This is a genomic window from Mesorhizobium sp. WSM4814 (assembly GCF_055811595.1).
Genome location: NZ_JBVVQT010000021.1, coordinates 80588 through 106260 on the forward strand (window position 1 = coordinate 80588; position 25673 = coordinate 106260).

Annotated in this window: 21 protein-coding genes and 1 pseudogene; 15 read left to right on the top strand and 7 right to left on the bottom strand. The window is 59.0% G+C overall.

The window, feature by feature from the left end:
* The first annotated feature begins 123 nt into the window (after positions 1-123).
* Positions 124-1311: a glycosyltransferase family 4 protein gene (locus AC0L2V_RS25580; protein WP_473521535.1), complete on the top strand. Its 1188-nt coding sequence runs from the start codon at positions 124-126 to the stop codon at positions 1309-1311.
* Positions 1312-1325: 14 nt separating this feature from the next.
* Positions 1326-1730, top strand: a complete 405-nt coding sequence (locus AC0L2V_RS25585) for a recombinase family protein (RefSeq protein ID WP_473511740.1) — start codon at positions 1326-1328, stop codon at positions 1728-1730.
* A gap of 34 nt (positions 1731-1764) precedes the next feature.
* On the opposite strand, the gene AC0L2V_RS25590 is transcribed toward AC0L2V_RS25585, so the two are convergent.
* A complete protein-coding gene (locus tag AC0L2V_RS25590; RefSeq protein ID WP_473511739.1) occupies positions 1765-2856 on the bottom strand; it encodes a hypothetical protein in 1092 nt (363 codons plus the stop codon).
* Positions 2857-3188: 332 nt separating this feature from the next.
* On the opposite strand from AC0L2V_RS25590, the gene AC0L2V_RS25595 reads away from it, so the two are divergent.
* From AC0L2V_RS25595 to AC0L2V_RS25620, 6 genes are all read left to right on the top strand, one after another.
* Positions 3189-4847, top strand: a complete 1659-nt coding sequence (locus tag AC0L2V_RS25595) for a GMC family oxidoreductase (RefSeq protein WP_473511737.1) — start codon at positions 3189-3191, stop codon at positions 4845-4847.
* Between the two features lie 34 nt (positions 4848-4881).
* Complete coding sequence (locus tag AC0L2V_RS25600; RefSeq protein ID WP_473511735.1) at positions 4882-6042, top strand: glycosyltransferase; 1161 nt, start codon at positions 4882-4884, stop codon at positions 6040-6042.
* Positions 6043-6486: 444 nt separating this feature from the next.
* Complete coding sequence (locus AC0L2V_RS25605; protein ID WP_473511734.1) at positions 6487-7926, top strand: undecaprenyl-phosphate glucose phosphotransferase; 1440 nt, start codon at positions 6487-6489, stop codon at positions 7924-7926.
* 389 nt (positions 7927-8315) lie between these two features.
* A complete protein-coding gene (locus AC0L2V_RS25610) occupies positions 8316-9488 on the top strand; it encodes a PqqD family peptide modification chaperone (protein WP_473511732.1) in 1173 nt (390 codons plus the stop codon).
* A complete protein-coding gene (locus tag AC0L2V_RS25615; RefSeq protein ID WP_473511730.1) occupies positions 9485-10486 on the top strand; it encodes a nucleotidyltransferase family protein in 1002 nt (333 codons plus the stop codon). The genes AC0L2V_RS25610 and AC0L2V_RS25615 overlap by 4 nt, the downstream gene beginning before the upstream one ends.
* A 117-nt stretch (positions 10487-10603) precedes the next feature.
* Positions 10604-10843 carry a hypothetical protein gene (locus tag AC0L2V_RS25620; RefSeq protein WP_473511728.1) on the top strand — a complete coding sequence of 80 codons (240 nt, stop codon included), beginning with the start codon at positions 10604-10606 and terminating at the stop codon, positions 10841-10843.
* A 203-nt stretch (positions 10844-11046) separates the two neighbouring features.
* Here the strand turns inward: AC0L2V_RS25620 and AC0L2V_RS25625 are convergent, their stop codons facing one another.
* The 3 genes from AC0L2V_RS25625 to AC0L2V_RS25635 all read right to left on the bottom strand — a co-directional run bounded on the left by AC0L2V_RS25625 (position 11047) and on the right by AC0L2V_RS25635 (position 15734).
* Entirely contained in the window at positions 11047-12300 is a 1254-nt protein-coding gene (locus tag AC0L2V_RS25625; protein ID WP_473521555.1) for an HlyD family type I secretion periplasmic adaptor subunit, read from the bottom strand.
* A gap of 265 nt (positions 12301-12565) precedes the next feature.
* Complete coding sequence (locus AC0L2V_RS25630; RefSeq protein WP_473511725.1) at positions 12566-14353, bottom strand: type I secretion system permease/ATPase; 1788 nt, start codon at positions 14351-14353, stop codon at positions 12566-12568.
* A 217-nt stretch (positions 14354-14570) separates the two neighbouring features.
* The gene (locus tag AC0L2V_RS25635; RefSeq protein ID WP_473511723.1) at positions 14571-15734 is read right to left on the bottom strand and encodes a right-handed parallel beta-helix repeat-containing protein; all 1164 of its coding nucleotides are present in this window, start codon (positions 15732-15734) and stop codon (positions 14571-14573) included.
* A gap of 246 nt (positions 15735-15980) precedes the next feature.
* On the opposite strand from AC0L2V_RS25635, the gene AC0L2V_RS25640 reads away from it, so the two are divergent.
* Both AC0L2V_RS25640 and AC0L2V_RS25645 read left to right on the top strand, forming a co-directional pair.
* Entirely contained in the window at positions 15981-16208 is a 228-nt protein-coding gene (locus AC0L2V_RS25640; protein ID WP_473511877.1) for a DegT/DnrJ/EryC1/StrS family aminotransferase, read from the top strand.
* A gap of 106 nt (positions 16209-16314) precedes the next feature.
* A pseudogene (locus AC0L2V_RS25645) lies at positions 16315-16545 on the top strand (transposase); the annotation flags it as partial.
* 476 nt (positions 16546-17021) lie between these two features.
* Here AC0L2V_RS25645 and AC0L2V_RS25650 read toward each other — a convergent pair.
* From AC0L2V_RS25650 to AC0L2V_RS25660, 3 genes are all read right to left on the bottom strand, one after another.
* The gene (locus tag AC0L2V_RS25650) at positions 17022-17300 is read right to left on the bottom strand and encodes a hypothetical protein (RefSeq protein WP_473511722.1); all 279 of its coding nucleotides are present in this window, start codon (positions 17298-17300) and stop codon (positions 17022-17024) included.
* Positions 17301-17483: 183 nt separating this feature from the next.
* Positions 17484-18245: a LuxR C-terminal-related transcriptional regulator gene (locus tag AC0L2V_RS25655; RefSeq protein WP_473511720.1), complete on the bottom strand. Its 762-nt coding sequence runs from the start codon at positions 18243-18245 to the stop codon at positions 17484-17486.
* Positions 18246-18909: 664 nt separating this feature from the next.
* Positions 18910-19050: a helix-turn-helix domain-containing protein gene (locus AC0L2V_RS25660; RefSeq protein WP_473511719.1), complete on the bottom strand. Its 141-nt coding sequence runs from the start codon at positions 19048-19050 to the stop codon at positions 18910-18912.
* Between the two features lie 1117 nt (positions 19051-20167).
* Here AC0L2V_RS25660 and AC0L2V_RS25665 point away from each other — a divergent pair.
* The 5 genes from AC0L2V_RS25665 to AC0L2V_RS25685 all read left to right on the top strand — a co-directional run bounded on the left by AC0L2V_RS25665 (position 20168) and on the right by AC0L2V_RS25685 (position 25495).
* Positions 20168-21151: a dienelactone hydrolase family protein gene (locus AC0L2V_RS25665; RefSeq protein WP_473521536.1), complete on the top strand. Its 984-nt coding sequence runs from the start codon at positions 20168-20170 to the stop codon at positions 21149-21151.
* Between the two features lie 636 nt (positions 21152-21787).
* On the top strand, positions 21788-21973 hold the full coding sequence (locus AC0L2V_RS25670) for a hypothetical protein (RefSeq protein ID WP_473521537.1): 186 nt from the start codon (positions 21788-21790) through the stop codon (positions 21971-21973).
* Positions 21974-22074: 101 nt separating this feature from the next.
* Positions 22075-22338 carry a hypothetical protein gene (locus AC0L2V_RS25675; protein WP_473521538.1) on the top strand — a complete coding sequence of 88 codons (264 nt, stop codon included), beginning with the start codon at positions 22075-22077 and terminating at the stop codon, positions 22336-22338.
* The gene (locus AC0L2V_RS25680) at positions 22335-23324 is read left to right on the top strand and encodes a beta-barrel domain-containing protein (RefSeq protein ID WP_473521539.1); all 990 of its coding nucleotides are present in this window, start codon (positions 22335-22337) and stop codon (positions 23322-23324) included. The genes AC0L2V_RS25675 and AC0L2V_RS25680 overlap by 4 nt, the downstream gene beginning before the upstream one ends.
* Positions 23321-25495, top strand: a complete 2175-nt coding sequence (locus tag AC0L2V_RS25685) for a peptidase domain-containing ABC transporter (RefSeq protein ID WP_473521540.1) — start codon at positions 23321-23323, stop codon at positions 25493-25495. Before AC0L2V_RS25680 ends, AC0L2V_RS25685 begins: the two co-directional genes overlap by 4 nt.
* The last annotated feature ends 178 nt before the right edge of the window (positions 25496-25673 follow it).

Genomic DNA, 25673 nt, shown 5'->3' on the forward strand with positions numbered 1-25673 from the left:
CCCGAGGATCGATCCTGCCGCCTCGCATACTTCGGAGAGGTCCTCTTTTGCTTCCATTGCTGAAACACGGTGCAACGGGAGGCTGCGGCCGCCCGCAGGCACCTATTGTGACGGTTTGATCGAATGCGCATTGTCTTGACCCGGCGCGAACCTTTGGATTCACCTGATGGTGTGAGCATCTTCATTGTGGCACTTGCCCAGGCGTTGCTCGAACTGGGGCACCAGGTGCAGATCGTGGTCGGCACCTTCGAAAGCCCCGCAAAATTTCAGCGACTTCTTTCGCCTCGCCTCGATTTGCCGATAATCGGATTGAGCCGCACGCCTTTGACCGGACCGGCCTCAGTCGCGGCATGGCTGCGGGCGATCGGTATCATCAATCGGTTCCGGCCGGACCTTGTCATCCACAGCGAGACGGTGCCGCTACCGCTGCGTGGCACAATCGTCCAGATCGTTCACGATCTCGAGAGACGGAAAGGGGGGCTTGCGGCAGCATGGCGAGCCATTCGACGCGCGAGCATGCGGCGCTGCCACTACGTCGTCGCCTCCACGACCGAGCTTCAGGAGGAACTGGTGCTAGATCTTGGCCTGCCAAGGGACCAAATCCTGAAAATTCCCAAATGCATCGATCGCCAGTCATATGCGTCTCGTGGGCTGGCAGAGCGCGAGCGGGCAATCCTCCATGCCGGCACCTCGCCCTACAAGGTGCCGGAGGCGACGATCCGGGCATTCGGCGCCCTCAACGACCCTTCCGTACGGCTCTACGTGACGGGTGACATCACAAGACCGGTGCGGGAGGCGGTCAATGCTCTTCCTGAACCGATAAGGCGGCACGTAGTCCTTCTCGGCATGGCAGAGGGAGCACGCGTTCGCGAGCTACACAGCCGCGTTCGCGTCGCCGCTTTCCCCACGCGCTATACGGTTCCTGTCGCCTCAGCAACGGTGATGGAGGCGATCGCCAGCGGCACACCCATCGTCGGGACTTCAAGGCTCAGCCGGGATCTCCTCGCGGATGGCGTGAATGGGGCAGTGGTCGAACCACAGCCCGAGGCGATGGCCGCAACGCTAAAGGCGGTGCTGGACGATGATGACCTTTGGTCGCGTTTGTCGGCGGGTGCCCGCGAGAGGGTTAGACAGTTCGATGCTCGCGGCGTTGCAAAGCAATATCTGGAGCTCGCGAACCCCTCCGGATTGCGGTCCAACATCGGAATCTCGGTGAAGGGGGAGGAAGACAAAGGGACTGACGAACCGCGGCTCACAGATCGTCAGCGGCTTGTCGGTTCCCTTGTATCCCATTCCCTGAAAGCTTCTTAGGGTTGGGGAATGCAATGATTATCGGCTACTGTCGTATCAACACCTTCGAACCCGCTGCCAGGCTGGAGGCGCAAAAGCTTTATCTTGCCCGCTTGGGAGCCGAGAACTTCTTCTGCGAGAAGACTAGCATATTCGGTTCGACGCCGGAGCTGGAGAGGGCGATCGCCTGTGCCAAGAAAGGAGACGTGATTGCGGTCACGAAGCCGTACCGTGTTGCGCGCACAACCCGCGAAGTGCTGGCGCTCATCGAAAGGCTTGGCACCAAGGATGTCGGTCTTCGCATCGTCGACACACCTCTCGATACGAGCACGACGACGGGACGCATGATTCTTGCATCAGCGCCTCTCTGGACGCTTGGGATGTCCCCGTCGCGGTCAATGCTGTCAGACCTGCTTCTCTTTTGGCGTCGTCGTCGGTAGGGCCTCGTCGGATTCGACGCACCAGCGCACTCTCTCACTGCCAGTTGAAGGCAAGCCGCAATGGCGGTCTGGGATCAAATGCCTTGCGCTCGATGGACCAACCGGCATGCACGGCCGCCCTTTGCCAGATGATGTTGCGGGGATTGGCGAGCGCGTAGACGCAGCAGTCCCTAACACTGTGCTTTTCAGCGCCTTCTGATATCCGGGTATGGAACGACAGGCCGTTGGATGTCGGGGCGTCCCTGCCGTCCCGTGGCCCATTGTAGGTGTCCCGGCTCCGGCAGCGGTTGAACGAGCAACCGCCACTGCCGACCTTACCCTGCGGAACGGCCGAGAAGGCGCCGTTGCCCTGTTTAACGGCATCGACGTCATCGACCCGGCAATTGAAGCTTCCCTCCAGCATGACGCCAGCGCCCGTGGGGCTGTTGTTGTAGAAGACGAGTCCACGTCGAATTGTACAGCGATCCGAGTGAAACGCGGAAATATTGTCCTCGGTCCAGGAGGTGGGCCCGTTCTCGGCCGAGAATTCTTCCAGGCTTGTATCCGGAGAGCGGTTGAACTGCACATTCTGTCCACGGGGGAACGGCCCGCGCGCGTCGTGGAGTTCGAGGAAGCTCATCTGGGTGCCTGGACAGTCGAAAACATAGATATTGGACGAGCCGCGGGACGCCTTGACACGGATGATGATCGCATCGAGGCAGCTTTCCAGCTCTATGTTGTTGCGGTTCTTGCTTGGTCCGGTCCCCGAGGGGGGAACGCCGAAATGATCGATCTCGAGATCCTGCAGGCGTATTCCGGCGGCTCCCCGGGCGTATATCCCGCTGCCCATGGCATGACGAATGCGGCAGTTGCGGACGATGACGCCCTGATGGAGTGCCGTGATCCCGTTGTCATGGGGGGCGTAAATGTCAAGATTTTCAATGATCTGCCCATCCGCACGCGTGAGCACGGGTCCGCTTGGACGCAGAAAGGAGACGGCACCCCCGAACCATTTACCGCCCGATCCCCCCTGGGCCGGATGCACCGCTGCACCGACGACACCCGAGGCCGGCAGCGCCAGCAGCCCGGCAAGGAGACGGCGCCGGTTAAGGCGCGGGGATTCAAGAGACTGCCGGCCGCGCGACATGGAATCTATCAGCAGTTCGGGTGCTAAACGTCGACTCGGCTTGTGCCGAGACGTCGAGGTGGCCAACGAGATGCAGATAAACCCAACCTCTCGGCAAAGCGGCTTCTTCGGCTAGGTTGTCAGGCATCCCCATTTCCCCTGTGCGCCAGCGGCGTAGGTTCCCGAAGAATGCACTTCGGCGGCAGGCTTATGCCCGCACAGGACTCCGCACACCATCTCTCCATTCCGCCCGCCGCGAAAGCCCTTCATAAGGCTTAATTCCGATGGGCAAAGTGCCATCTGCCGGATTCCCTGCCATTCTCCGAAGCTGGTAATAAGCGGAGCGCGAGGCGATGTCGGTTGAACCGGACGTCTTTGACTACGTGATCGTTGGAGCCGGGGCGGGAGGCTGCGTCTTGGCCAATCGTCTGGCGGCTGACGGGACCAATACGATCTGCCTGCTCGAGGCGGGGCCGCCCGACAGCAGCATCCTTCTGCACATTCCGGCGGGACTCTACAAGACATCCTCGAATCCGAAATATGCCTGGCAGTTCGAAACGGAGCCTAGTCCAGGGACGGCCAACCGTTCTATTCCGATGTCGCAGGGCAAGACACTAGGCGGTTCGACCGCAATTAACGGCATGAACTACAACCGCGGCGCGGCTGCGGACTTCGACGAGTGGGCCCTCCAGGGCAATCGAGGCTGGGGCTACGCCGACGTGCTGCCCTATTTCAAGAGAACCGAGCGGAGGCTTGGGACATGCGATCCCTTCTACCGCGGGACGGACGGACTGCTTCCAGTTACAGACTGCGATTGGCGACATCCAGTATGTGATGCATTCATCGAGGCCGCGCTCAATGCCGGTATCCCGCGTAATCCCGACTACAATTCAGAAAGCCAGGCCGGCGTGGGCTACTATCAGCGCTATATCGACAACGGATGGCGCGTGAGCGCAGCGCGGGCTTTCCTACGGCCGATCGCCAGAAAGAAGAACTTGGACGTCCGCACGAACGCGCAGGCCACTGCCGTCCTGTTCGAGGGCAAGCGTGCCATCGGCGTTCGATATGCACGAGGAGGGCCGAGTCATCCCACGAGCTGTGTGAAGGCCCGTCGGGAGGTGATCCTCTCCGCTGGCGCGGCGAACTCACCAAAGCTGCTGCAGCTGTCAGGCGTCGGTGCTGCGAGTATGCTCTCCGGCCTTGGAATTCCGGTCGTGCACGAATTGCCCGGTGTCGGTGCAAATGTTCAGGACCATTACATCGTCCACCTGATCGCCCGGGTGGAGGGCATCGAAACGGTCAGCGGAAACGGCGTCGCCCTCCTGCGCGAGGCAGCGAAATGGATGCTGGGCCGCCCGAACTTTCTCGCCGTCAGCCCGTCGCTCGTCTACGGGTTCGCCAACTCGCGGGATCTTCACTCTACCCCCGACATCCAGCTTGACCTTGCCCTGGGCAATTATACCGATCACGGCGCGCGGCGGTTTCCGGTCATCAAGCTTGGTTACTATCAGTTGCGGCCGAAGAGCATCGGACACGTGCGGGCGGTCTCGGCAGATCCGTTTCAAGCTCCGCTCATCCAGCCCAACTATCTCGCCGATGATCAGGACCGACAGGTCGTTATCAACGGCATGAGGACTGTGCAGCAGCTGTTTCGGGCCCCCGAGCTAAGGCGCTACAACTGCACGGAAGAGCTTCCCGGCCCGAAAATAACGGACGACGCCGACCGGCTCCAGTTTGCCCGCGAAATCGGGCTGACCGCCTATCATTTGTGCGGATCGTGCCGGATGGGCCCATCCGACAGTGTTGAATCTGTCGTGGACCACCAGTTGCGGGTCCACGGCCTCAAGGGCCTGCGGGTCGTTGATGCTTCCATCATGCCCTCCGTTCCCTCGGCCAACACTTCGGCCGCTGTCTTTATGATCGCGGAAAAGGCAGCAGACATGATCCTGGGTCGGCAACCCCTCCCGGCACTGGAGCACCATGCGCCGGGCCAACCTGCGGCGGCCGAATAGTTGAAAGTCGAACGACAACTGCCGGGAGAATTCCTTGAAGAGACGTACACTGGTTGCCTCTGAATTCAATGCGAAGGACCGGGCTCACTTTGCGTTGGCGTATGAGTTTTGCCGCATCGTGGCCGAATGCGAGAATGCCGATCTGATCGCCCCCGGCATCGACAACTACCTGACGAGACACTTTCACGCCATCTTGCCAAAACACGATCCTCACAACGTCCAGCGTGACTTCAACAGACTGACGAGCGCGATTCGCAAAGGGCTAGGCTTGAGGAACGCACCAACCATGGAGCATGTTCGGCTCACCCAAGACTATGACCTTTTCTTCTTCGTCGCTTGGAGCCCGCAAAGTCTTGTTGAATTGTCTCGGATCCACGACTGGCGCGGCCGCTGCAAAGTTGCTGTCGCGTATCTGTTCGAACTCTGGTCGAGCACGCTCGAAGAGGACCGCCAATATCTGAAGCTCCTGGACCAGTTCGACCACGTGTTCCTGTTGCACAGCGCGTGCATACCGCGCTTGCCTCAATACACCCGCACGCCCTGTTCCTTTCTTGCCACGGCTGTCGACGGCCTCATTGCAACGCCGTACCTGTCGCCGGTCAAACGCGTGATCGACGTATACTCGATCGGCAACCGAGCCGCGAAGATACACGGACAGCTTCTGAAGCTGGCCGAAGAGCGGGACTTCTTCTATCTCTACGACACGCTCGCAAGCACAGATTCCCGGGTCAGGGACTGGCATGAGCATCGGTTGCTGCTCGCCAATATCATCAGGCGCACGCGCTACTTCATGGCTTTCAGTCCAGCGGCACTTGCAAACTCCAAGTCCGTCACGGTTGCCGGCGAGCAGGTGCTGCCTGCCCGTTTCTTCGAAGGGGCCGCGGGCGGCGCCGTCATGCTTGGGACCGCGCCGCAATGCGCCGAATTCGGCGAGCACTTTGACTGGCAAGACGCGGTGATCGAGGTATCACCAGACTCGAGCAGTGTCGCAGACGTAATTGGCGAACTCGACGCAAACCCCCGCCGCACAGAATTGTTGCGCCGAACAAACGCGGTCCGTTGCCTAGAGATGCACGATTGGGTTTATCGTTGGGAGCACATCCTTGTCACGATCGGAATGGAGTCATTCCCGCGACTCCATATTCGCAAGTCCCTGCTGCGACAGATCGCCGCCGATGCGATGGCGCTCGCCTAGACGATCGGGCCCGAAAGAGGGAACCGCTTTCGGGTTCGGTGCTCAAACCGTGCTCAAACAATGAGAAAGAGCGGCAGTTCCGAAGCGGTTGCTTCCGTCGGAGCGTCCGCCGCTCCAGTGCTGCGCTCGAGAGAATTTCATTTCGAGCTACTCCGAAGAGCTAACAGGCGCCGGAAGCGGTCAAGGAGAAGGTCGTGTGTCCACCGGCTCTGCCCTTTGGGGTTAGAGCTTATGCCGAATTGGATTCGCACAGTGTGGCTGCCATTCTCTTAACTCCGAGAACCGAGTGCTACCGCAACCACGGCAATCGAACTTCGCGTGAAGGGGCAATGACCGCAGGCGGCGGATGCAGTCACGCTGGGCATTTCGGCAATTTTTCAGCCGAGGAGGGGGCGGTCGTCACGACATGGTGGATGGATGCGGCTTTGAACGCAGGTGAACGTCATGGCACTTCTTCATGAAGATCCCCGTGCGGGCGTCACGTCAAACGCACCGCGGTGGAACGTCAAGGGCAATGTTCTTTTGCAGTCGTTTCCGCTTCTCGAGGCAATGTCCGTCGTGCTGCTCAGCATCGTCTCGGGAATGGTATATGATCTTGTGAGTTTCGGACATTTCGGCGAGTACGGCCGGAACTTCGGGCTCGGTGTTGTTGTAGCCGCCCTTTTTTCGACTTCCGCATATGCGCGCGGGCTATATCTGAGTTCCGAGCTGCGGTCGCTGGCCTCTCAGATCAAGGAGGTCGTGCTGATCTGGACGGCGGTCTTTCTTTGCCTGTCGGTCGTGGCGCTTGCACTCAAGGTGGGAGACATGTTTTCGCGCCAAGCCATCATGCTGTTCTTCGTGACGGGAGTTGGCGGCATCATCTTCGTGCGCTTGGGCGCCGGACGACTGTTTGCCTCCTTGACCAGGTCGGACATGCTTGCCAAACCGCAAGTAGTGATCGTAACGCAATCGGACGTGCGCGTGCCAAGTGGCGTAGTCCAGGCCATCGAGGCTTCCGGATGCGACGTCTGCCAAACGATTACATTGCCGGCGGCATCCAGCGAGGGCTCGCTCCTTGGGTGTATGGATAAGCTCATTGAACATGTGCGTCGGCGTTCTGTCGACGAGATAGTCCTTGCTGTCAGTTGGGCTGACATATCCCTGATTGAGAAAATCACGGCTCACCTTTGCGTGGTTCCGGTACCCGTAAGGCTCCTTCCGGACCACGTCGTTAGCGCGCTCTTGAAGCGACCTGTCGTCAACCGGGGGGGGACGAGGGCGATAGAACTGCAACGCGCGCCCCTAACGGCGCCTCAGCTGCTTACGAAGCGGCTCTTCGACGTTGTGCTGACCACTGCCGCCCTTCCATTTCTTCTGCCCCCTCTGGCCGTTGTAGCGGCGCTGATTGCGCTCGAATCCAGGGGGCCGGTGCTCTTCTGTCAGCGTCGGGCCGGGTTCAATGGCCGCACGTTCAAGATCTATAAGTTCCGAACGATGACGATCCTGGAGGACGGGCCTGTTGTCCCTCAAGCCTGCAGGGGCGATCCCCGCGTCACCCGCGTTGGGCGCATATTGAGAAGGTTCAGCATCGACGAGATTCCGCAGCTGTGGAACGTGCTGAAGGGCGACATGTCGTTGATAGGCCCGCGGCCGCACGCGCTGGCGCATGACAGCGAATACAGCCAGATCATTTCTCTCTATCCGGCTCGGCACAAGGTGAAGCCGGGGATCACCGGCTGGGCACAAATAAATGGCTGCCGCGGCGCGACACCGCATGTATACATGATGATCAAGCGTGTCGAACACGATATGTGGTACGTCAACAACTGGTCGGTCTGGCTCGACGTAAAGATCCTGCTTCTGACCATCCCCCGCATCTGGACGGGGCGAAACGCCTTCTAGCCCAACTTTGCCGCTTCGACGCCGCTGGAGGCGATTTTGTGTGGCAAGTGATTGATTTGCAAGGAGTAGCGGCTGGCAGACGACCCCATCAATTAACTGCCAAGCGACACCTCACTCGGAAAGAGCGAACCTCTTCTTCGACGCTATCAGTTGAATGCCACTTTGGGTGGAGATGTGCGGCTCTACTACCAAAGGCGCAGATCGGTGCGAAATACAGCGACCGCTCGACCTGCGACTTCAAGCAAAAGTGCCCGCACGGCAAGGCGTTGGCAACGTACCGCTATGGGAGCGGAGAGGAATGCTATGACTCGAGCGATTGACGAAGATCGTGTCTCTCTGGTCGTTAGTTCCACTCGAATCGAACGATCTCAACGCCCAGACAAACGAGGATGACGGCTTCTGTGAGTCCGCAACAAACCCGAACTACTAACCGAACTGCAGGGCCTCCCCTTGTCGAGTATGCTACGGCGAGGTTAGTTCCCCAAGGGCGGCTTGCATGCATCAAGGGGCAAAATGTCCTGCTCAGTTCAACGCAGGGGGTAGTTTTTGCGCTCAATGACACTGCGGCTGATATCTGGCGCTCGCTCGAAGAAGGCGTGCCGGTCGAGGCTATCTTGGGCGAGATGGCAGCCCGTGGCGTTGATCGGCAAGAGGCCTATGGCTATGTCGAGGCTGCCCTTCAAGACTGGGAACGGCTCGGCCTAATCCAGCCTGCTCCACCGCCGTGCCCAACCGCAGCTCATCAATATATCTGCCAGGTCGTTGCTGTTCCAGGCGTGTGTGTGCGCATACTGTATCCGGCGGCCGTCGCCTTTCCGGCTGCAACCGTATTTCAGCATCTCGAAGTTCGAAACAGGGCCGTCGACGTTCTATTCCATCTGGTTGAGCGTAGGGAGCGGATCCACCTGTTCCGGGATGGCCACTGGACTGATTCCTGTGGTCGAGACGAGATACCCATTATGGTCAAAGGGCAACTGCTGGCCGAAGTGCTTGGGCACAGTGAATATGAACTCGCCCTCCATGCGGCGGCGCTTTTCAAGAACGGCCGCACGCTCCTCCTTTGTGGTAACCCCGGCTCGGGTAAGACGACGCTGACCTTGGCGCTGGTCCACGCGGGGTTTGGCTTCGCCGCAGACGATGTGACACTTCTCGACTCGGCCGGACACGGTATCGGCCTTGCTTTTGCGCCTGCAGTCAAATCGGGATCATGGTCCATTCTCGGACAACATTTCCCCGAACTCGGCAGGTCTCCGGTTTACCGGCGCCCCGATCGCAGACGCGTGCGCTTTCTTGTGCCTAAGGATCATGTCCCTCCCGTTCCCCGGCCCGTGGGCTGGGTGGTCTTGCTCTGTCGGACGCAGGATGCCAAACCTTCCCTGCGGGTGATTGACCCGAGCGACATCCTGGGTGGCTTGCTGAACGGCGCCTTTGCGCGGAATAAAGAGCTAAGCAGCACCGCGTTCGACGTTCTTTGCCAAGTCATCCGATCGGCACAGGGCTTTTGCCTGACCTATGCCAAATTGGATGACGCGTTGGAACTGCTGAAGGAGGCGTGCCGATGAAGCCCACCAGGGATGCGCTCGAGGCCCTGATCGCGGGACTTAGCGGCCGCCCGGTGGTAACGGCCGACTGGCAGGCGGTAATTGCACTCGCCAACCACACTCTGCTTACGCCCGTCTTGTTCGCCACTCTTGCGCACACGGGCCAGCTTGACCGGCTCCCCGAAGACGTGGGCCAGTATCTTCAGTTCATTTACCGCTGCAACCGGGAACGCAATTTGCGCTTGCGCAGGCAGCTGAATGAAGCCGTTGCTGCCCTCAATCAGGGGGGCGTCGTTCCGGTCCTGCTAAAGGGGGCCGTTCCCTTGTTCCTTTCGTCGAGCGGCAGGGTTCCCGACAGGATCATGTGCGATCTCGACTTGGCTGTGGAAACGGCCAAAGAAGGGGCTGCCCGGGCTTGCCTTGCCAAGCTTGGCTATGCCGAAGTGACGGTCGCTGGTGGCATGGCGCGCCCGCAAGACGTCGGTCTCCTGGAGCTCCGGCCGTACCGGGAGATTGACCGCGAGTCCCCGAGGCTTGCCCGCCGTCACGGCCTTAGGGCGAAAATCCCCGCCCCACAGTCGCGGGCCCTCCACTGGATCATGCATGATCTCATCAAGGAGGCGGACTACTGGCGCGGAAGGATCGACTTTCGCCATCTTTATGATCTGGCACGGCTGGCGGAACAGCATAAGCTGGATTGGGCGGTGCTCCGAACATCCTTGCCCGACCAGAGAGCGCGGAACGCGTTCGATACTCAACTCTTGACATTGAGTCACTTCTTTGGCGTCAGAGCACCGGCGCAATATGTGCGGCGCCCATTGGTTCGCTTTCAACACTGGCGGCGTGTCTTCCCCTTGTATCATCCCGTCCTCGGCTTTCCATTGCGCCTGGTCGGCAATTCGCTGTGGGGTATGTGGCGACTTCTACATGGCGATGGGTTGGGCCGACGGAGTCCGCTCGACTTTGGACGCCGCGCCACTAGCATCCTCCTTGACGGCGATCTCGGGTCAAAAGTGTAGTAATACTTAATTTCCTGAATTGTATCTTGAATTGTACCTTGATAGCCGGTTGTCTTCACGGGTCGCATATGATAGATTGTGTGGTTAGAGTTGTCGCGCTAGCCAGGAGTACGTTTGATGAAGAGCGAGAAATATTCCAACGGAAATACAGATAAACTTGTCCCGGAAGAACAGGCACGTCGTGAATTTCTAAAGAATGCCGGGCGTTTTGCTATTGTAACACCTCCATCCATTGCTCTGTTGCTTGGCACGAGCTTGAACTCGCAAGCTATTGCCAAATCGCATGGCGCACGTCCCGGACATGGATGGGGCGGCAAGAAACGCTTCCACTCTGGTCCTCCTGGCCGCAAGCATTAGAATGGTTTACTTGGTCGTTCTGTCCGATCATAGATGACGTGTAGTCCGGAACGCCTAAGTCGGTTGGAGGCGGCCGTGAAGCGCTTCGCCCGATCTTTGCCCAGCGGTCATCCATCCTGCCATATTGCCGCGTCTCTGCGGTCTACCCTGACCCCGCCTAAGGGAAGGGTTTGACCGCAGGATGCCAGCAGCCCGGCAAAGGCTCAGTTTTCGCGCATGCCGAGACGGAACGCGTCCGTCAGAGGTTGCGTCAAGTAGGACAGCACGGTCCGCTCGCCGGTAGCAACGATCACCTCCGCCGGCATGCCGGGCCTAAGTTTCTCGCGGACCTGTTCGGGGAACTGAGAGACCTGCACGGAAACTTTCAATTCGTAGTAGGGCTCACGCGTCACCTCGTCATGGAGCGCGTCTGCGGCAACGGTCTGCACCTCGCCGATCGCGACTGGCGTCGAGCGAGCCTTGAACGAAGGCAGTCGGATCTCGGCAGGAAGGCCCTCGGCAACATTGTTGATGTCGACCGGCGACATCTTCGCCGAGACGATCAGAGTGTCGTCATCAGGGACGATCTCCATCAAGGTTTCGCCGGGGCGAACCACGGCTCCTATCGTGTGTACCTTAAAGCCGACAACGCGCCCGGACCGCGGTGCGCGTATTTCGGTGCGGTTAAGCACGTCATCTGCAACGTGCAGCTTTTCGCCGGCGTCGGTGAGCTTGGCACTGGTCTCGGCAAACTGTGCCGAGACCTCTTCGATGGCCTCGCGCCCGACTTGCTCGATCTGGAGTCGCGCCTCGCCGATAGTGTGGCGCTCGCCCGCTATTTCGGCAAGGAAGGCACCAAGCTGACCTTGGAGATCGGCCTGCTGCCGTTTGAGCGCGGTCAGCCGCGTGCCCAGAATGATGCCCTTATGGGCTAAGGGCGCCAGCATATCGTGCTCTTCTGTGATACTCTCGATCTGCAAACGGACAGCTTCGCTTTGGGATTGCATGGCCTCGATCTTCCGTTCGGACTGGGCGATGCGCTCCTGCAAAATGGGAACCTCGTTCGTACGGGCCAAGCGGCGCTTGTTGAACAGTCGCAACTGGTCTTCCATCGCGCGCTGGGCGAGGGGGGCGCTCCCTAGCGTGAGTTCGCGCGGGAAAGTGACCATTTCGGCTCCGTCCAGTTCCGCCTGCAGCCGTGCCTTCTCGGCAAGCAGCGAGAAGACAGCGGACCTCGCGATTTCGCCCTGCGCCTGCGCCTCGGTGAGATCAAGGCGCACGAGCACCTGACCCTCGGTCACATGTGCGTTGGGTGAGACGAGAATGTCACGCACGATACCGCCCGCAAGGTGCTGAACCGCCTTGCGGTCGGTTTCGACCACAACTGTACCCGAAGCGACCACCGCGCTATCGAGGCTGGCCAGCGAGGCCCACCCGCCGAGGATGCCGAAGGTCAGCACGACGATACCAAAGCCCATCCGCGCGGGCTTGCGCCAGTCGCCGGAGAGGTTTGCGTGCGCCGGCTTGTGGTCTGAGCCGGCAAAATCTAACGGCGCGAAAATCTGCGGGAAGCTAGCTCGAGTCACCCGTCCTGCACGCAAGAGCGCGGAAAGTGTCGGCCCCACCGCGCTTATACAAGCGGAGGCAGGGGTCGAGCGGGCCGTCCGCGTCGGGAGCCCGCGAACCCGTGTTATGATTGCAGTCCTTCTCGAGGTGTCAGGCATCATCATTGGTTTCGACTCGTTATGCATCGACGCGTGTCCGGCGGAGGAGCGCTGGATCTGACGCCGGCGGTCCGGCGCGCCCTCCATCCCAGACGGGCCGCCGCGGTGCCGGCGCTACGTTCGGGCCGACGAGCGACGGCAGCAACTGGTCACGACTGCCCATCTGCGCTATTCGTCCTTCCTGCATGATGATCATTCGATCCACCGCCGACAGGAGGTTCGGCCTGTGGGTCACGATCACAACGGTCTTTCCGTCTTTCCGCAACCCTTCGATTGCCCGGATCAGTGCGCGATTGCCATCGCTGTCCAAATTGGCATCAGGCTCATCGAGCACGACGAAGCTCGGCTCGCCAAACAGGGCGCGCGCGAGACCGACCCGCTGCCGCTGCCCACCCGACAGTCCGACCCCATCCTCCCCGATGTCGGTCATATACCCTTTGGGGAGGCGCTGGATCATCTCGTGCGCAGAGGCGAGTGTTGCCGCCTCGGTCACCTGCGCATCGACCGCGTCAGCTCGGAAGCGCGCAATGTTGTCGCGCACGGAACCGGAGAACAGCTCAATATCCTGGGGCAGGTAGCCGAGCGCGGTGCCGAGTTGGTCCGGATCGTAATGGCGCAAATCGTTGCCATCGAGTCGCACGCATCCCTGCGCCGGCGGCGACGCACCCACAAGCGCACGCGCGAGCGAGGATTTGCCCGAGCCCGATAAACCAACGAGGGCGACGACCTCTCCCGCCTTCAGCGTGAACGTCGCGCCCATGACGACCGGCGTGTTCGTACCGGGGGCGAGGACGAAAAGGTTCTCGACGGAAACCGTACCCCTGACGTCAGGCAGACGCACGCGTCCGGCAATGGGCGGGTTCTCCTGGAATATGCGTTCCAGGCGCGCATGGGCGCTGCGCGCGGACACGATACTTTTCCATTGCGCCACCATGATCTCAATCGGGGCAAGCGCCCGACCCATGATAAGCGACGCCGCAAACAGGACGCCCCCGGAGATTTCCTGGTTAATAGCCAGGTACGCACCGATGCCCATCATGGCCGTTTGAATGGCCATGCGCAGAAACTTGGACAATGCAAGAAGTGTGCCGCCGCGCTCGCCCGCGCTGACGGAGTAACCTAGCGCTTCCTCGCGGATTCCGGTGCACCATGACCGGATAGCGGGCCCCATCCCGAGCCCCCGAATTGCCTCTGCATTGCGCAGCGAGGAGCCCAGCCTGTCGATCGCGCGAGTGTTCGTGAGCGAGGCTCGCAAGAGCAAGCCCTTCGTCGCTCGCTCATTTACGAGTGCGATCGTCACTATCGCCACCGCGCCGACGAGGGCCACAAGGCCGATCAACGGGTGAAGCAGGAAGCAGATCACGATGTAGATCGGAGCCCAGGGCGCGTCCATCAGCGCCATGATGACGCCGCCCGAAAGAATGTCGCGCATGAGGTCGAGATCGCGCAGGGTCTGTGCGTGATTCGATCCGCGGGCACGCAGCGCCGAGGAAAGCGCCGCCTCGAAGGCGGGACCAGACAAGAGCCGGTCGAACCGCACGCCAGCCTGCTGGAGGATACGAGCCCGATAATGTTCGAGGGTCCCATAGGTCATCAGCAACACGCCCACGATCACCGAAATAATGACGAGCGTGACGGCATTACGGCTCGTTAGGACGCGATCATAAATTTGCATCGTGTAGAGCGGAGACACGAACATGAGAAGATTGATGAAGAGCGAGAGCCCGCCGGCCGCGCAGAGGCCCGGACGGATCTCGCGCAAGGCCACCGCCAGCGGCGAGGGCACGTGCAAGGAGAAATTTGTCATCTATTATCGGAATCCAGTGAAGCGGTCGCAGGGCGCTCTAACCTGGCCATTTTCAGGCCTCTGTTCACGAGCGAGGAAGGCGGCAGGGCAGGCGAGGTCTCATGCAAAAATCCCCCGACGGAACCACCCGCCGAGTTGGTCCGAGCGCGAGCCCTGCCCCATCTCACCGTGCTGAAGTGTGGCGCAACCGTCTGCTGCAGCCGGTTGCGCCGCCTGTTCAGACTGCGTAGTCCCAGGCGAACTGGTTATCGATGTGTGCCATTGGGGTGGCGGCGGCATCCTCGTGCACGTCGGCTACGACCGCCTTTGACTTGTCCCAAATGATGTTGTTGGGATTGCCAGGGTTGGTGTAGCTCGAGTTCAGGACGCTGACCCCGCCGGAGCTGACATTCCAGATCAGTCCATTCGACGAGGAAGCCCCGCGGCCTTGGTCGGCGTTGATACCGTCGAACGACCTCGTATCGTCGAAGGTCACATCGCTCGCGTAGGACGAGAACGCGCCATTGCCCTGATGGATGGCGTCAACGTTCTGCACCCTGCCGCCGGTCGATCCGTTCTCGAACATCACACCGACGCCGGTCACGGAGTTGTTACCGTCGATCACCCCGTTAGAGATCGTCGTATTCGGGCTGCCATAGACTGAGACGATGTCCTCAGGATGCGAACTGCCGGCTTCGTTGACGGCATAGAAGTCGGTCAGCGAACTATTGCCCGAGTTGTTGAACTGGACGAACTGACCGCGCGGCATCGGGCCATGGAAGTTGTAGCCATCGACGTTCGAAAGATCCGCGCCGGGCGAGTTCAGGAGATAGATGCCGGTCGAGCCTTCCCGCACCGTGGTGTTTTGAACGGTCAGGTTCGCGGCGTTTTCTGCGTTGATGTTGTTGATGTTCGGGCTCGTCTCGGCGTCGATTCCCGCCGGCGGGTCGGCGTTGATGACCTCGGTGTTCTCGATGGTGACGCCGGTTGCGCCCGACACCGTCACCCCGTCGCCCTCGACGTGATGAATACGACAATTGCGCAGGATGACATTGTCGTGCGTAATCGTGACCGCGTCCCCGTTGGTGACGTAGATGTCAAGATTTTCAATCACCTGGCCATCGTACTCCGATTGGATCGGTGTGGTGGTGTGGGTAAGACCCTGCGCCGGCTGTGTGGATGCCGTCGGCGCGGAAGCGGTGGAAGTGGGAGCCTCGGGCGTCACGGTCGATGTCGGGCTCGACGCGGCTGTCTCCGTCGGCGCGGAAGCGGTGGAAGTGGGAGCCTCGGTCGTCACGGTCGATGTCGGCCTCGCCGCAACTGTCTCCATCCTCTCGCGAAAGTTGTTCAACCATTCCGAGTGTTTCCACTGTATTCCATTTTCAGAATTCATCAACTTCATGTGCTTCTCCAGTTAAAATATGAATTCACTATAAGTATCACTAAGGACACCTATCGACGATAGACGATATTTTATCGTCTTAACGAAACTCCGCTTGTACAACCAGAAATTTCGTCCGGTAATATAAAGCTAACCTTCATGTCCAGAATACGGCGTGGATAGGGCTATACTGAGACTCTCCCGGGCGATCGGCGCTGCGTTCAAGCCTGCACCTACGTTGGATTGTAATCGTCACCTAGTACTCGGATCACGCGTGACTCTACCCCCGAGCAGCAGGAGACAAGGTCATGCATGCTAGTCGGCCAACACAGCATGAGCGTTACCGACACAGTCCGGCACGGCTCGAGACAGGTGATCTACGAGGGCTTTCCTGAACTCGGCTACAATTACCGCCTGACTGACCTGCAGGCTGCCATCGGCGTGAGCAACGTTCTCGCACTCTTCACGCGGCGGAGGCAGCTTGCGGCGCAATAAGGTAAGCACCTTCGCGACATCGCAGACTGGAAACGCCTGCCGAGCCTTGCTGGACTCGCAGCAACTGGCAAAGCTATTGTAGAAATTCCCCACTGGTTCGACCAGCGGGGCCATCTGCCCCCGGAAGGGATAGGGCGCGGGCCTTGTCCTGCCCTATTGCGATACCGAGGCGATGCGGGAGGACCTCGCCGAGATCAGCCGGAGCGTCGACGACGGCGCGTGTGCGGTGCTCATCCTCGATCAGGCCGGATGGCATGTGACTCCGAAACCGAAGGTGCCGGACAACATCACTTTGATGTTCCTGGCGCCGCGCTCACCGGAACTGAACCCACTCGAACTTTGACCGACTTGGCACCAATCGCCAATTTGTCATCGTCTAAATCAGAGGTGCGCCGCGTTGCGCCGTTGCACCTTCGACCATCACGCCATTGGGAGCGGCGTTCCGCGCGATGCGAACCATCTCAGCAGTTGTTGCCTTATTTGTGTTCGGATCAATGAGAAGTAGAGGTCTCATTTTCGTCTCCTTTGCCCGGGCACAGATGAGCAGTCCGCCGCACTTCAATGGACGTGATCATCTTCGCCGATGTGGTTTGACCCTTCCCTCGGGGATAGGCGACCGCGATCGCGCTATTCGAGAGCGAGCAACCGTTCAGGGTTGGTCTCGATCATCGTATGGATTTCTTCAGGTGTGAAACTCGGGTCCAGCAACGAGTTGGCGCGTGGAGTCGGAGGATCTCCGTTGCGGGTCCTGGCACGATCGGCAGCATTGCCAAGCTGACCTTGGACTCGGATCGATTGCCTCGGAACGGTCGCTCAATCTGCAGTGTAAGCAGGCTCGGGGAAGGTATATCTGCCAACCCATCTTATGGCCTCCTCTATCGTATCGAAATTCTTGTGCTCCCCGCTTAGCAGCCCGAAGCCCGACTCGAGAAACCATTTGCCTTTCGTCGAGTAGGCTTCCTCGTCGATCTGGGTGAGGACCGCCACCAGTTGGTCGTATTTCCACACCAGAACCCCCGATTCTCCGCCCTCGACGGTTCCGATCCGCACTTCGCTGAACGAAAATCCAGAAGTAATTTTTGCTTTGCCCACTTTGATAAAGCCCTCAATTTCAAAATGGTAGTAACACTGGTGAGGTCCACCTCATGCGCCCCTGCGATGCCGTCTCCACCGCTCGCTACCATCGCCGGGGATGATTTGAGCGTATGGTTCTTGATAGCGGAGGCTCATATCAGGGCGAAGCTTTGGCAAAAGCCAATACACCAGCCCGAATGATTATATATTGTAAGACGGTTGAGTTGCCATCTTTTCGCTTCCCGACGGGGCATTGCCAGATGCGGGAGTAAGCATGCCATGGTTCATCGCCCAAACTGCAGCCTGTGTACGGTTGCGGACCCGGATCTTTCGGAGGATGGCCTTGACGTGTACCTTCACCGTAGCTTCGGCAATGTCGATCTCGCGCGCGATGGCTTTGTTAGACTCCCCTTCGATTAAGCGGCGTAGAATACAGTTTTCCCGATTTGACAAAATTGATAGTTCTTGATCCTCATGCTCCACGTTAACAACCACCTTTGTTAACTCATCAGCTACCGTATCAGGTTTCAGATCATGCCTTATTTCTTGAATAGTCGTTAAAGTTTCGGCAGGTAACACCGTCTGCCCTAGCATAACCAATTCGAGAGCTTTGATGAAGGTGTCGTAAGCAGCGACTTTTCTCAAATACCCGTCTGCCCCCGCACGAAAAGCTGAAACTATATCGGTCGATCGACAGCGATCGGCTAGCGCGACGACATGGCTGGTCGGATAAATCGCTTTGAATTCTGCAATTTGTGCGAATTCAGTATCCGCATCAGTACCGCCGACATCTATGATGAGCAAGATGGACCGGTGCTGGGCTAGCGGCTTCTGCAGAAGATCGTGAACACAAGCCGCAGAGAAAAGGACACGAAACTTTGTCGCATCCAGGATTCGACTAAGGCCTTCTCGGAGTAACTCGCTCGGCCCGACAAGTACTGTTGTAAAGGATTTTATTGTCATCATTGCCTCCCGCTTCGGCGCGGTTGAGGTACACGCGTCGAGTAGAGCACTCCACGCCTCAACCGATGCCTCGGTTTGAGTCTCTTGCAGTTCCTCACTCCCTCTTGGCGAGAACAGGTTGGGCAATATACGGTCTATTTATAAGTAGTCACTAACATAGGTTGCTTTTTCGGTAAATTCGCCGCAAACCGACGTCAAGCTAGAACCCCAGGGCGGCAATCTGCCTTAAGACGTAGGGATGGCACGGCTTAGCCATCTCAAGCCGCTGGTAGTCGAACGGACGATCGGGTAGTGCCCGCGGCGATTGCAACGATAGAGGAGGATTCCTGAAGGTGGAGGTTGGCTCTGCCGCAGTGTGTCAGGCACCTGCACTTATTCGGCAGCACGCTCTCGTCGCGCGATAGGCCGTGTCGCCGTCGGTCATGATGATCGGACCTTTTTGCATATTGCTCAACACGAACGAGGTTGAGTTTCGTTCGGCCCGTCCTTCACCGCAAGCCGGATGCGGGTACCGTGTGGTCGAGATAATATCACTGCCCCGCCAGGCCGCGCACGACCAGTCGTCCGGAAACATTTGGCTGGAACTGTTCCAGCGACGGCCGAGGGTCGTCTTCCAGCAGAGAATTTGCTAATGGCCCATGCGTTGCCGCTCTAGTAGACGCCGTTACCGGAGATACTCGTTGTCGAATCCGGCTATTTCGACCAACTTCTTGCGGTTGATCACCTGTACATGGCCGCCCTTGAACGAGACGAGATTGGCCTTTCGGAGTTCCCTCAACGTTCGGTTGACGTGAACGGTGGTCATTCCGCGGATGTCAGTAAGTCGTATTGCGTAAGGGGAGACTCATATCTTCCATAGGCCGACAAGCCAACCAGCAGTAGCGCTCGACAATTGAGCTAGCGAGCCGGCCGCCAGTCCGCGATTTGCCATCTCGGCCTGCTCCGATTTGGATTCCCTGCTAGCTGCTAAACAATTCCCTGTTAGTACGTGTAGGGAATTTGGCGCTAAAACATTGAATCTGCGCAGCGATTTCTTATGGGAAATTGGGTCAGGCCCTCAAAACCTCGAAATTCGCTGTTTTTCGGCGCCTATCAAGGAAAATTAGGCAGAGACTGGTTCGCCAGAGACTGCGACCACCACCAAAATCTTTCAATATCAGTAACTTACGGCCACCTTCGCTCTGAAAGTGGGCCAATCGAGCTTCGCTATCTTCGCAGCGCTTAGTTCGATTTTTTTCGCATAAGGGATCCAAGGGCAGGGGAAGGCGATCTTGTGCCTGTTTTCTATCGTCTAATCTAGCTCCTGTTCGTCGTCAGGTTGCGTACAGCCACACATAGCGCGGCTACTGCGAGGCTGGAAGGGCGAAGGGCGGCAACGACGTGCGAATAGGATGGTTGAGTGTATGATCGAGAATGCCGTAGCTGCAGTCTAGCGTGAAATCCCCAGCATCGGTGATCCATCGGTCATTGCAGCGGCGATGAACCGGAAATCATGACCCTGATCGGACCTTTCGGGACCTATTTTCCCTCCAGAAACCCGACATTCGGTCCAGCCGGCGCTCATGACCGAAAGACGACTGACCTCTACCGCGAGGTGGACGGCAGCTTTGCGCCCAATGTCAGCCGTAGAGATCAACTTTGTCTCTGCCTGGAAGCAGACATCGCCGGCGACGGCACCGGAGGTCACGGTTGCGCCATTTGCTGACCTTCATGGCGCTGCTCCAAACCTGCCGTTCGCGCTACGACCTGATGCGACCCAAAAGCCGACTGTCGCTCGGGGCCCTATGCAAGCACCCAAACCGGAGTTAGAGACGGCGCCCTTGCCCACCGAGTTCAGGGCCGGAGCTGACGTGGGAACTGAGATCCCTTCGTTTGCGGCGTAATGTGTTAGTGTGGGCACTACGAGCCCGGAGGTGCCTGCTATGGGACGCTTTCTCGCTGTTGTCACCAGCCTGTTGCTGGTGGCGCTGTTCGCTTCACCCGTTCTCACCGAAGAGACGCGGCCAAAGTTCCCACGAGATGAAATCCTGAGCGTGCCGTCTCTAACCCTGACGGACGAGCAGTTCCTGCGCGGCGACACCGCGAACGGCGTTCCCGTGACGCTCACGGGCGAGCTTCGGTTTCCGAATTGGGACGAGCGTCTGCCGGCTGTCGTGCTGCTCCACGGCTCCGACGGTGCCAAGAGCGGCTCGGCCTTCCAATGGGCTGCATTTCTCAACAAAATGGGAATCGCCACGCTGCGCCTCGACAGTTTTGGCGGGCGCGACGTAGACCGAGTGGCGATGGACCAGTCTCAACTAAGTCTGTTCGCGCAGATCTACGACGCCTATCGGGCTGTCGATGTGCTCGCGGCCCACCCGCGCATCGATCCGTCACGCATTGCTGTGATGGGCTTCTCGCGTGGAGGCTTCGCGGCGCTTTACACAAGCATGAGGCGTTTCCAAGACCTTCACGGGCCGACGGGAGCGCGTATCGCTGCACATCTCCCCTTCTACCCGCTTTGCGTCATTCAGTTTGTCGGTGAGCTCGAAATTGCAGACGCACCAATCCGCGAATTCCACGGCGCGGCGGACGACTGGACCCCGGCCGCACCCTGCCGAGACTACATCGCGCGGCTTCGCGCGACCGGCAAGGATGTTCATATGACAGAATTTTCGGGTGCACTTCATTCCTTCGATGAGCGCGGCACCGCACCGGGCTATGTTATTCATAGCGCACAAACCTCGCGGAAGTGCCGGCGCCGCGAAGAGGACGGGAAGATAATCAACGTCGAGACAGACAGGCCCTTCACATACAACGACTCTTGCGTGGAACTCGGTCCGACGGTGGGATACGACAAAGGGGCGACTGAGGCGGCACAAGCTGCGGTAAGGGAGTTCTTTAGTGGACTATTCCACCTCAACTGATATGCCGCAGTCGCCGCGCCACCTGCCGCAACGCACTGTAAAAAGGGATGGCGACTTTGGCGAGAATGCTCTGTTCGCACGCGACGGCGCAACGGCCGCTTTCCACCCGATTGAGACGTAGAACGCTCCATCGCGGTATTATCCGAGCCCATGCGCCGGCCGGCTCGGTCGCGCCACTTCGCGACATTCGGGCAATTCTCAAAAGCTGCCCTTCACGCAACGACTCGAATAGACCCGGAGCGGTCGAAGATTAGTCACGCCCCTCCCGAAATCCCAGCCGAGAGACTCCCGGATGGTGACTTCAGGAATCCGCCTTCCAAGCACGTGAACGTTGAAGTCCTCACCGAGCGGGAAGCGCCACCAACCGACTGCCTTCTTACACAACAGAGCAGAAGCGGTTGCTCACATGGGCTCACGGCACAGTTCTGAGCAGATTTGCTCGACGTTCCCTCACACGCGTGGGTTTAAGTTATTCCTTTCGGCAATTATAAGTATTCAAGGGTATCTTTGTCAAAACCCCGCAGTAAAAATAATTCGTAATCTAGAAGGAACCTCCTTGATCTGGACCGGTTTTCCGAGTCCGTAGCGGGGAAATCTCAGTGTTCCCCGCGGCTCATGCCCCAAAGGAGAAAAACCATGAATAACGAACTCGAGCTACGCGAACTTCGCGACGACGAACTGGACTTGGTTTCCGCTGGGACCCATAGGCTTCATCACGGGTCGTTTATCAATGCTACCGTCGTCGTCAGGGACATCGAAGTGCACGATATTAACGTTTCAGCGAACGCGCTTAGTAGCGGCGTGGTGGTTGAGCAACGCTGAGCAACGGCGTGGCATTCCCACAGATGGACCAAGCACGTTGCCCTTCCCGTCATTGACGGGAGGGGCCTCCTACAAGTTTTTCCGAAGAGGTGCTGACGCCGTTGAAACCCGAGCGGGCCCTGTTCCGACCCGAGGCGGTCGAACATCAGAGATTGCAACGCCAGTGGGGCCACGTGGCCTTGCTTCAGCCGCCGTCGATCAAGATTATGGCCTGGGGCGGAGTGGCAATTGTCGGCGCGATTTTTATATTCCTTATCCTCGCACCATATGCCCGCAAAGAAACCGTCATTGGCTATCTCACCCCGACCGAGGGAATGGCGCGGGTGTTCGCGGCGCAGCCGGGTGTGATTCGGGCGTCCATGTGAGCGAGGGTGAGGTCGTCGAGCAGGGAAAGCCGCTCCTTACTATCGATACGGGCCAGATCTCAGGGAGCGGCGAGGACGTGAATGCGGCCGTCCTAAGGGCGATGCAGAGCCAGCGCGGTCTTATACAGGATCAAATCAGCGGCGAGGAGCGCCGCGCACGCACTGAATCGGATCGCTTGAGAGCAGTTATCCGCGGACAGGAGGCGGAGATTTCCTTCCTGAAAGACCAGGTCGACATTCACGAGCAACGAATCCGGCTTGCCGAGACGATGATCCAACCTGCCGCAGACCTTAGCGCCAAAGGCTTAATGCCCCGGGACGAGCATGTTCGAAGGCAGGAGGCGTTGCTCGAGCAACGTCAAAGCTTGAACGCTCTCCGCCAGCAGATTTCCGTGCGCCAGAGCCAGATCACTGAGACCCGTTACACGCTTGATCAGGTACCGATAAGTGCCAGTGAGCGCACCCAGGAGCTTCGGCGTAATCTCGAAGCGCTCGAACAGCAGATCGCCGAGGTCGAAGGACGACGCTCCTATGTGGTTCGCGCACCGCGATCCGGCCGCGTTTCCGCCCTGTATGCCACTGAAGGCCAGGTAGCAGACCCGCGTCTGCTGCAGATGGTGATTGCCCCTCCGACCGCCGTGCTCGAGGCAGAGTTGTTCGTCCCAACCCGAGCGATCGGTTTCGTGCGTATCGGCCAACCCGTACGAATTCTCTACGAGGCCTTCCCGTACCAAAGTTTCGGCACCTACAAGGCGCGCACGGTTCGGGTCGCCCACACGGTACTGACAAAGGCGGACGTGGCAGTGCCTCTTCCTATCGAGGAACCTGTCTATCGGGTCACGGCAGCACTCGATCGTCCTGACATCGACGCCTATGGCCAGAAGGTGCCACTTCAGCCAGGCATGGTGTTGAAGGCCGATATAATTCTCGAGGAGCGGTCACTGATGACGTGGCTCATCGACCCCTTGCTCAGTGCCCGTCGATGAGTGCGGTGGCAATTCCGCTACGTGGCCGGTCCCGCCTGCCGGTCATAGTTCAGGCCGAAGCCGCCGAATGCGGCCTAGCCTGCCTAGCCATGATTGCCAGTTACCATGGGCACCAGACCGACCTGAACGCGCTCAGGCGACGCTTTCCAGTGTCCCTGAAAGGCGTCACTCTGCGCGGGCTGATCCAACTCGCAGCCAATTTGCATCTGTCATGCCGGGCAGTGCGGCTTGAACTTGGGCAACTAAACCAACTCCGGTTTCCAGCTGTCCTGCACTGGGATCTTAATCACTTCGTCGTTCTAAAGTCCGTCTCCCGGCGCGGCCTCGTCGTGCACGATCCGGCCTCGGGAGTCCAAAGCTACTCGTTTGAGGAGGCATCCGCGCACCTCAGCGGCGTTGCCGTCGAGATTACCCCCGCGGAAGAATTCGCGCGTGCCGACGAGCGCACCCGTCTACCGTTCAGGGCCTTCTGGGGCCACATTCAAGGCGCGCCGCATGCGGTCGCGCAAATTCTCGCGCTCTCGGTGGTGTTGGAACTGCTGGTGATCGCTGCTCCGTTCTACATGCAGCTTACCATAGACGAAGTCATCGCCCGTGGTGACGTAGACCTTCTCGTGGTTCTCGCCTTGGGCTTTGGCCTTCTGGCCGCATTATCAGTGCTGTCTACAGCCCTTCGTTCGCACATCGTGCTGCTTTTGCAGAACACTTTGCATTTCCACATGGGTGCCCGACTCTTCGGCCATCTCGTGCGCCTGCCGCTATCGTTCTTTGAGAAGCGTCACATAGGTGACGTGCTCTCGCGGTTCGGTTCATTAGAGCCAATCCGCAACATCATGGCAGAAGGCTTGATCATTGGCTTCGTGGACGGCCTGATGGCAGTCGCTACTCTCGTCATGATTTTCGTCTACAGCCCGCTACTCGCCTTTGTTGTGGTGGGTGCGGTGGTGCTCTATGCGGCAGTTCGTTTGGCGCTCTACCCCGTTCTGCGCAGCCGCAGCGAAACTGCGATCCAGACGAGAGCGCAGGAGAACTCGACGTTCATCGAGACGGCGCGCTCGGTCCAGAGCCTAAAACTTTTCAATCGCGAGGAAGAGCGTGAGGGTCAATGGCTCAATCGTTTCGCGGATGTCGTCAATGCAAACGTGCGCCTTGGAAAGGCGCGGATCACCTTCAAAACCCTGAACGACACGATCTTTGGACTGGAGAACGTTCTTATCGTATTTCTCGGGGCCAAGTTGGTGTTGGGGGGCAGTTTAACGGTGGGCATGCTCTTCGCCTTCATCGCGTATAAGCGACACTTCAGCGAGAAAATGATCCTCCTTGTCGAGAAGGCTATCGAGTTCCGACTTCTGAACCTGCACCTTGAGCGCCTTGCAGATATTGCGCTGACGCCTCCGGAACGAGGCCAAGAAATCCCCCTGGTTCAGGATAGACTTATCAAGGGCAGTATAGAGCTCCGTGACGTCTGCTTCCGCTATGCTGAGACCGAGCCACTGGTCCTGGAGAATGTCAGTCTAACCATCGAACCAGGAGCCTTCGTCACCATCATGGGGCCATCGGGAGGCGGCAAGACTACCTTGGTGAAAGTCATTCTGGGCCTTCTGGAGCCCACCACTGGCGAGGTGCTGGCTGATGGGATTTCCCTGCATGTGATTGGCGTTCGTACCTATCGAGAGCAGGTCGGTGCGGTCATGCAGGACGACCAGCTCCTGTCCGGATCGATCGCCGACAATATCTCCTTCTTCGATCCCGCGTTCGACCACGATCATATGGTGGAATGCGCCAGGATGGCCCGGATCCACGATGAGATCTCGGCCATGCCTATGGCATACAATACGCTAATCGGCGATATGGGGAGTTCTCTTTCCGGCGGCCAGAAGCAACGTGTCCTACTGGCACGCGCTTTGTACAAGCGACCGAAGATGCTGGTACTAGACGAGGGCACCGCGCATCTCGATGTCGAAAATGAACGACGCATCAACGCGAGCTTGACGGACCTCGCGATCACGAGGATCAGCGTGGCACACCGGCCAGAGATGATGGCAGGCGCGGATCGGATCATCGAGATTGCCCGCACCGTACGCGACCGCCCTTGGTCGAGACGCTCGAGGTCGACCTCGCCAAAATCGAAGGCGAGTGGTCCTCCGAGGCGCCGGCGCAGATCTGCTTGAAAACATCCACCAGGCTCGCTATCGCTGCCCATCAGTGCCCATCACCGCCCCTCAGTGCCCACCTGAACTGCCCAGTTGCTGTTTTCGGCTGGCGCGGTAAGCATGGCAATCGGCGCAGTCGCGCCATAACCTGTCATTCGCGGCGCTTCTCCAAACCTGCCCTTCGCGCAATGGCTCG

What these genes read in the sequence shown, in the direction of transcription:
- AC0L2V_RS25685 (WP_473521540.1), top strand. Translation starts at nt 23,321, where the DNA reads ATGAGTGCGGTGGCAATTCCGCTACGTGGCCGGTCCCGCCTGCCGGTC.
- AC0L2V_RS25590 (WP_473511739.1), bottom strand. Translation starts at nt 2,856, where the DNA reads ATGTCGCGCGGCCGGCAGTCTCTTGAATCCCCGCGCCTTAACCGGCGC.
- AC0L2V_RS25635 (WP_473511723.1), bottom strand. Translation starts at nt 15,734, where the DNA reads ATGAAGTTGATGAATTCTGAAAATGGAATACAGTGGAAACACTCGGAA.
- AC0L2V_RS25670 (WP_473521537.1), top strand. Translation starts at nt 21,788, where the DNA reads ATGAATAACGAACTCGAGCTACGCGAACTTCGCGACGACGAACTGGAC.
- AC0L2V_RS25655 (WP_473511720.1), bottom strand. Translation starts at nt 18,245, where the DNA reads ATGACAATAAAATCCTTTACAACAGTACTTGTCGGGCCGAGCGAGTTA.
- AC0L2V_RS25625 (WP_473521555.1), bottom strand. Translation starts at nt 12,300, where the DNA reads ATGGGCTTTGGTATCGTCGTGCTGACCTTCGGCATCCTCGGCGGGTGG.
- AC0L2V_RS25630 (WP_473511725.1), bottom strand. Translation starts at nt 14,353, where the DNA reads ATGACAAATTTCTCCTTGCACGTGCCCTCGCCGCTGGCGGTGGCCTTG.
- AC0L2V_RS25620 (WP_473511728.1), top strand. Translation starts at nt 10,604, where the DNA reads ATGAAGAGCGAGAAATATTCCAACGGAAATACAGATAAACTTGTCCCG.
- AC0L2V_RS25580 (WP_473521535.1), top strand. Translation starts at nt 124, where the DNA reads ATGCGCATTGTCTTGACCCGGCGCGAACCTTTGGATTCACCTGATGGT.
- AC0L2V_RS25595 (WP_473511737.1), top strand. Translation starts at nt 3,189, where the DNA reads ATGTCGGTTGAACCGGACGTCTTTGACTACGTGATCGTTGGAGCCGGG.
- AC0L2V_RS25610 (WP_473511732.1), top strand. Translation starts at nt 8,316, where the DNA reads ATGACGGCTTCTGTGAGTCCGCAACAAACCCGAACTACTAACCGAACT.
- AC0L2V_RS25605 (WP_473511734.1), top strand. Translation starts at nt 6,487, where the DNA reads ATGGCACTTCTTCATGAAGATCCCCGTGCGGGCGTCACGTCAAACGCA.
- AC0L2V_RS25660 (WP_473511719.1), bottom strand. Translation starts at nt 19,050, where the DNA reads ATGACCACCGTTCACGTCAACCGAACGTTGAGGGAACTCCGAAAGGCC.
- AC0L2V_RS25615 (WP_473511730.1), top strand. Translation starts at nt 9,485, where the DNA reads ATGAAGCCCACCAGGGATGCGCTCGAGGCCCTGATCGCGGGACTTAGC.
- AC0L2V_RS25585 (WP_473511740.1), top strand. Translation starts at nt 1,326, where the DNA reads ATGATTATCGGCTACTGTCGTATCAACACCTTCGAACCCGCTGCCAGG.
- AC0L2V_RS25665 (WP_473521536.1), top strand. Translation starts at nt 20,168, where the DNA reads ATGGGACGCTTTCTCGCTGTTGTCACCAGCCTGTTGCTGGTGGCGCTG.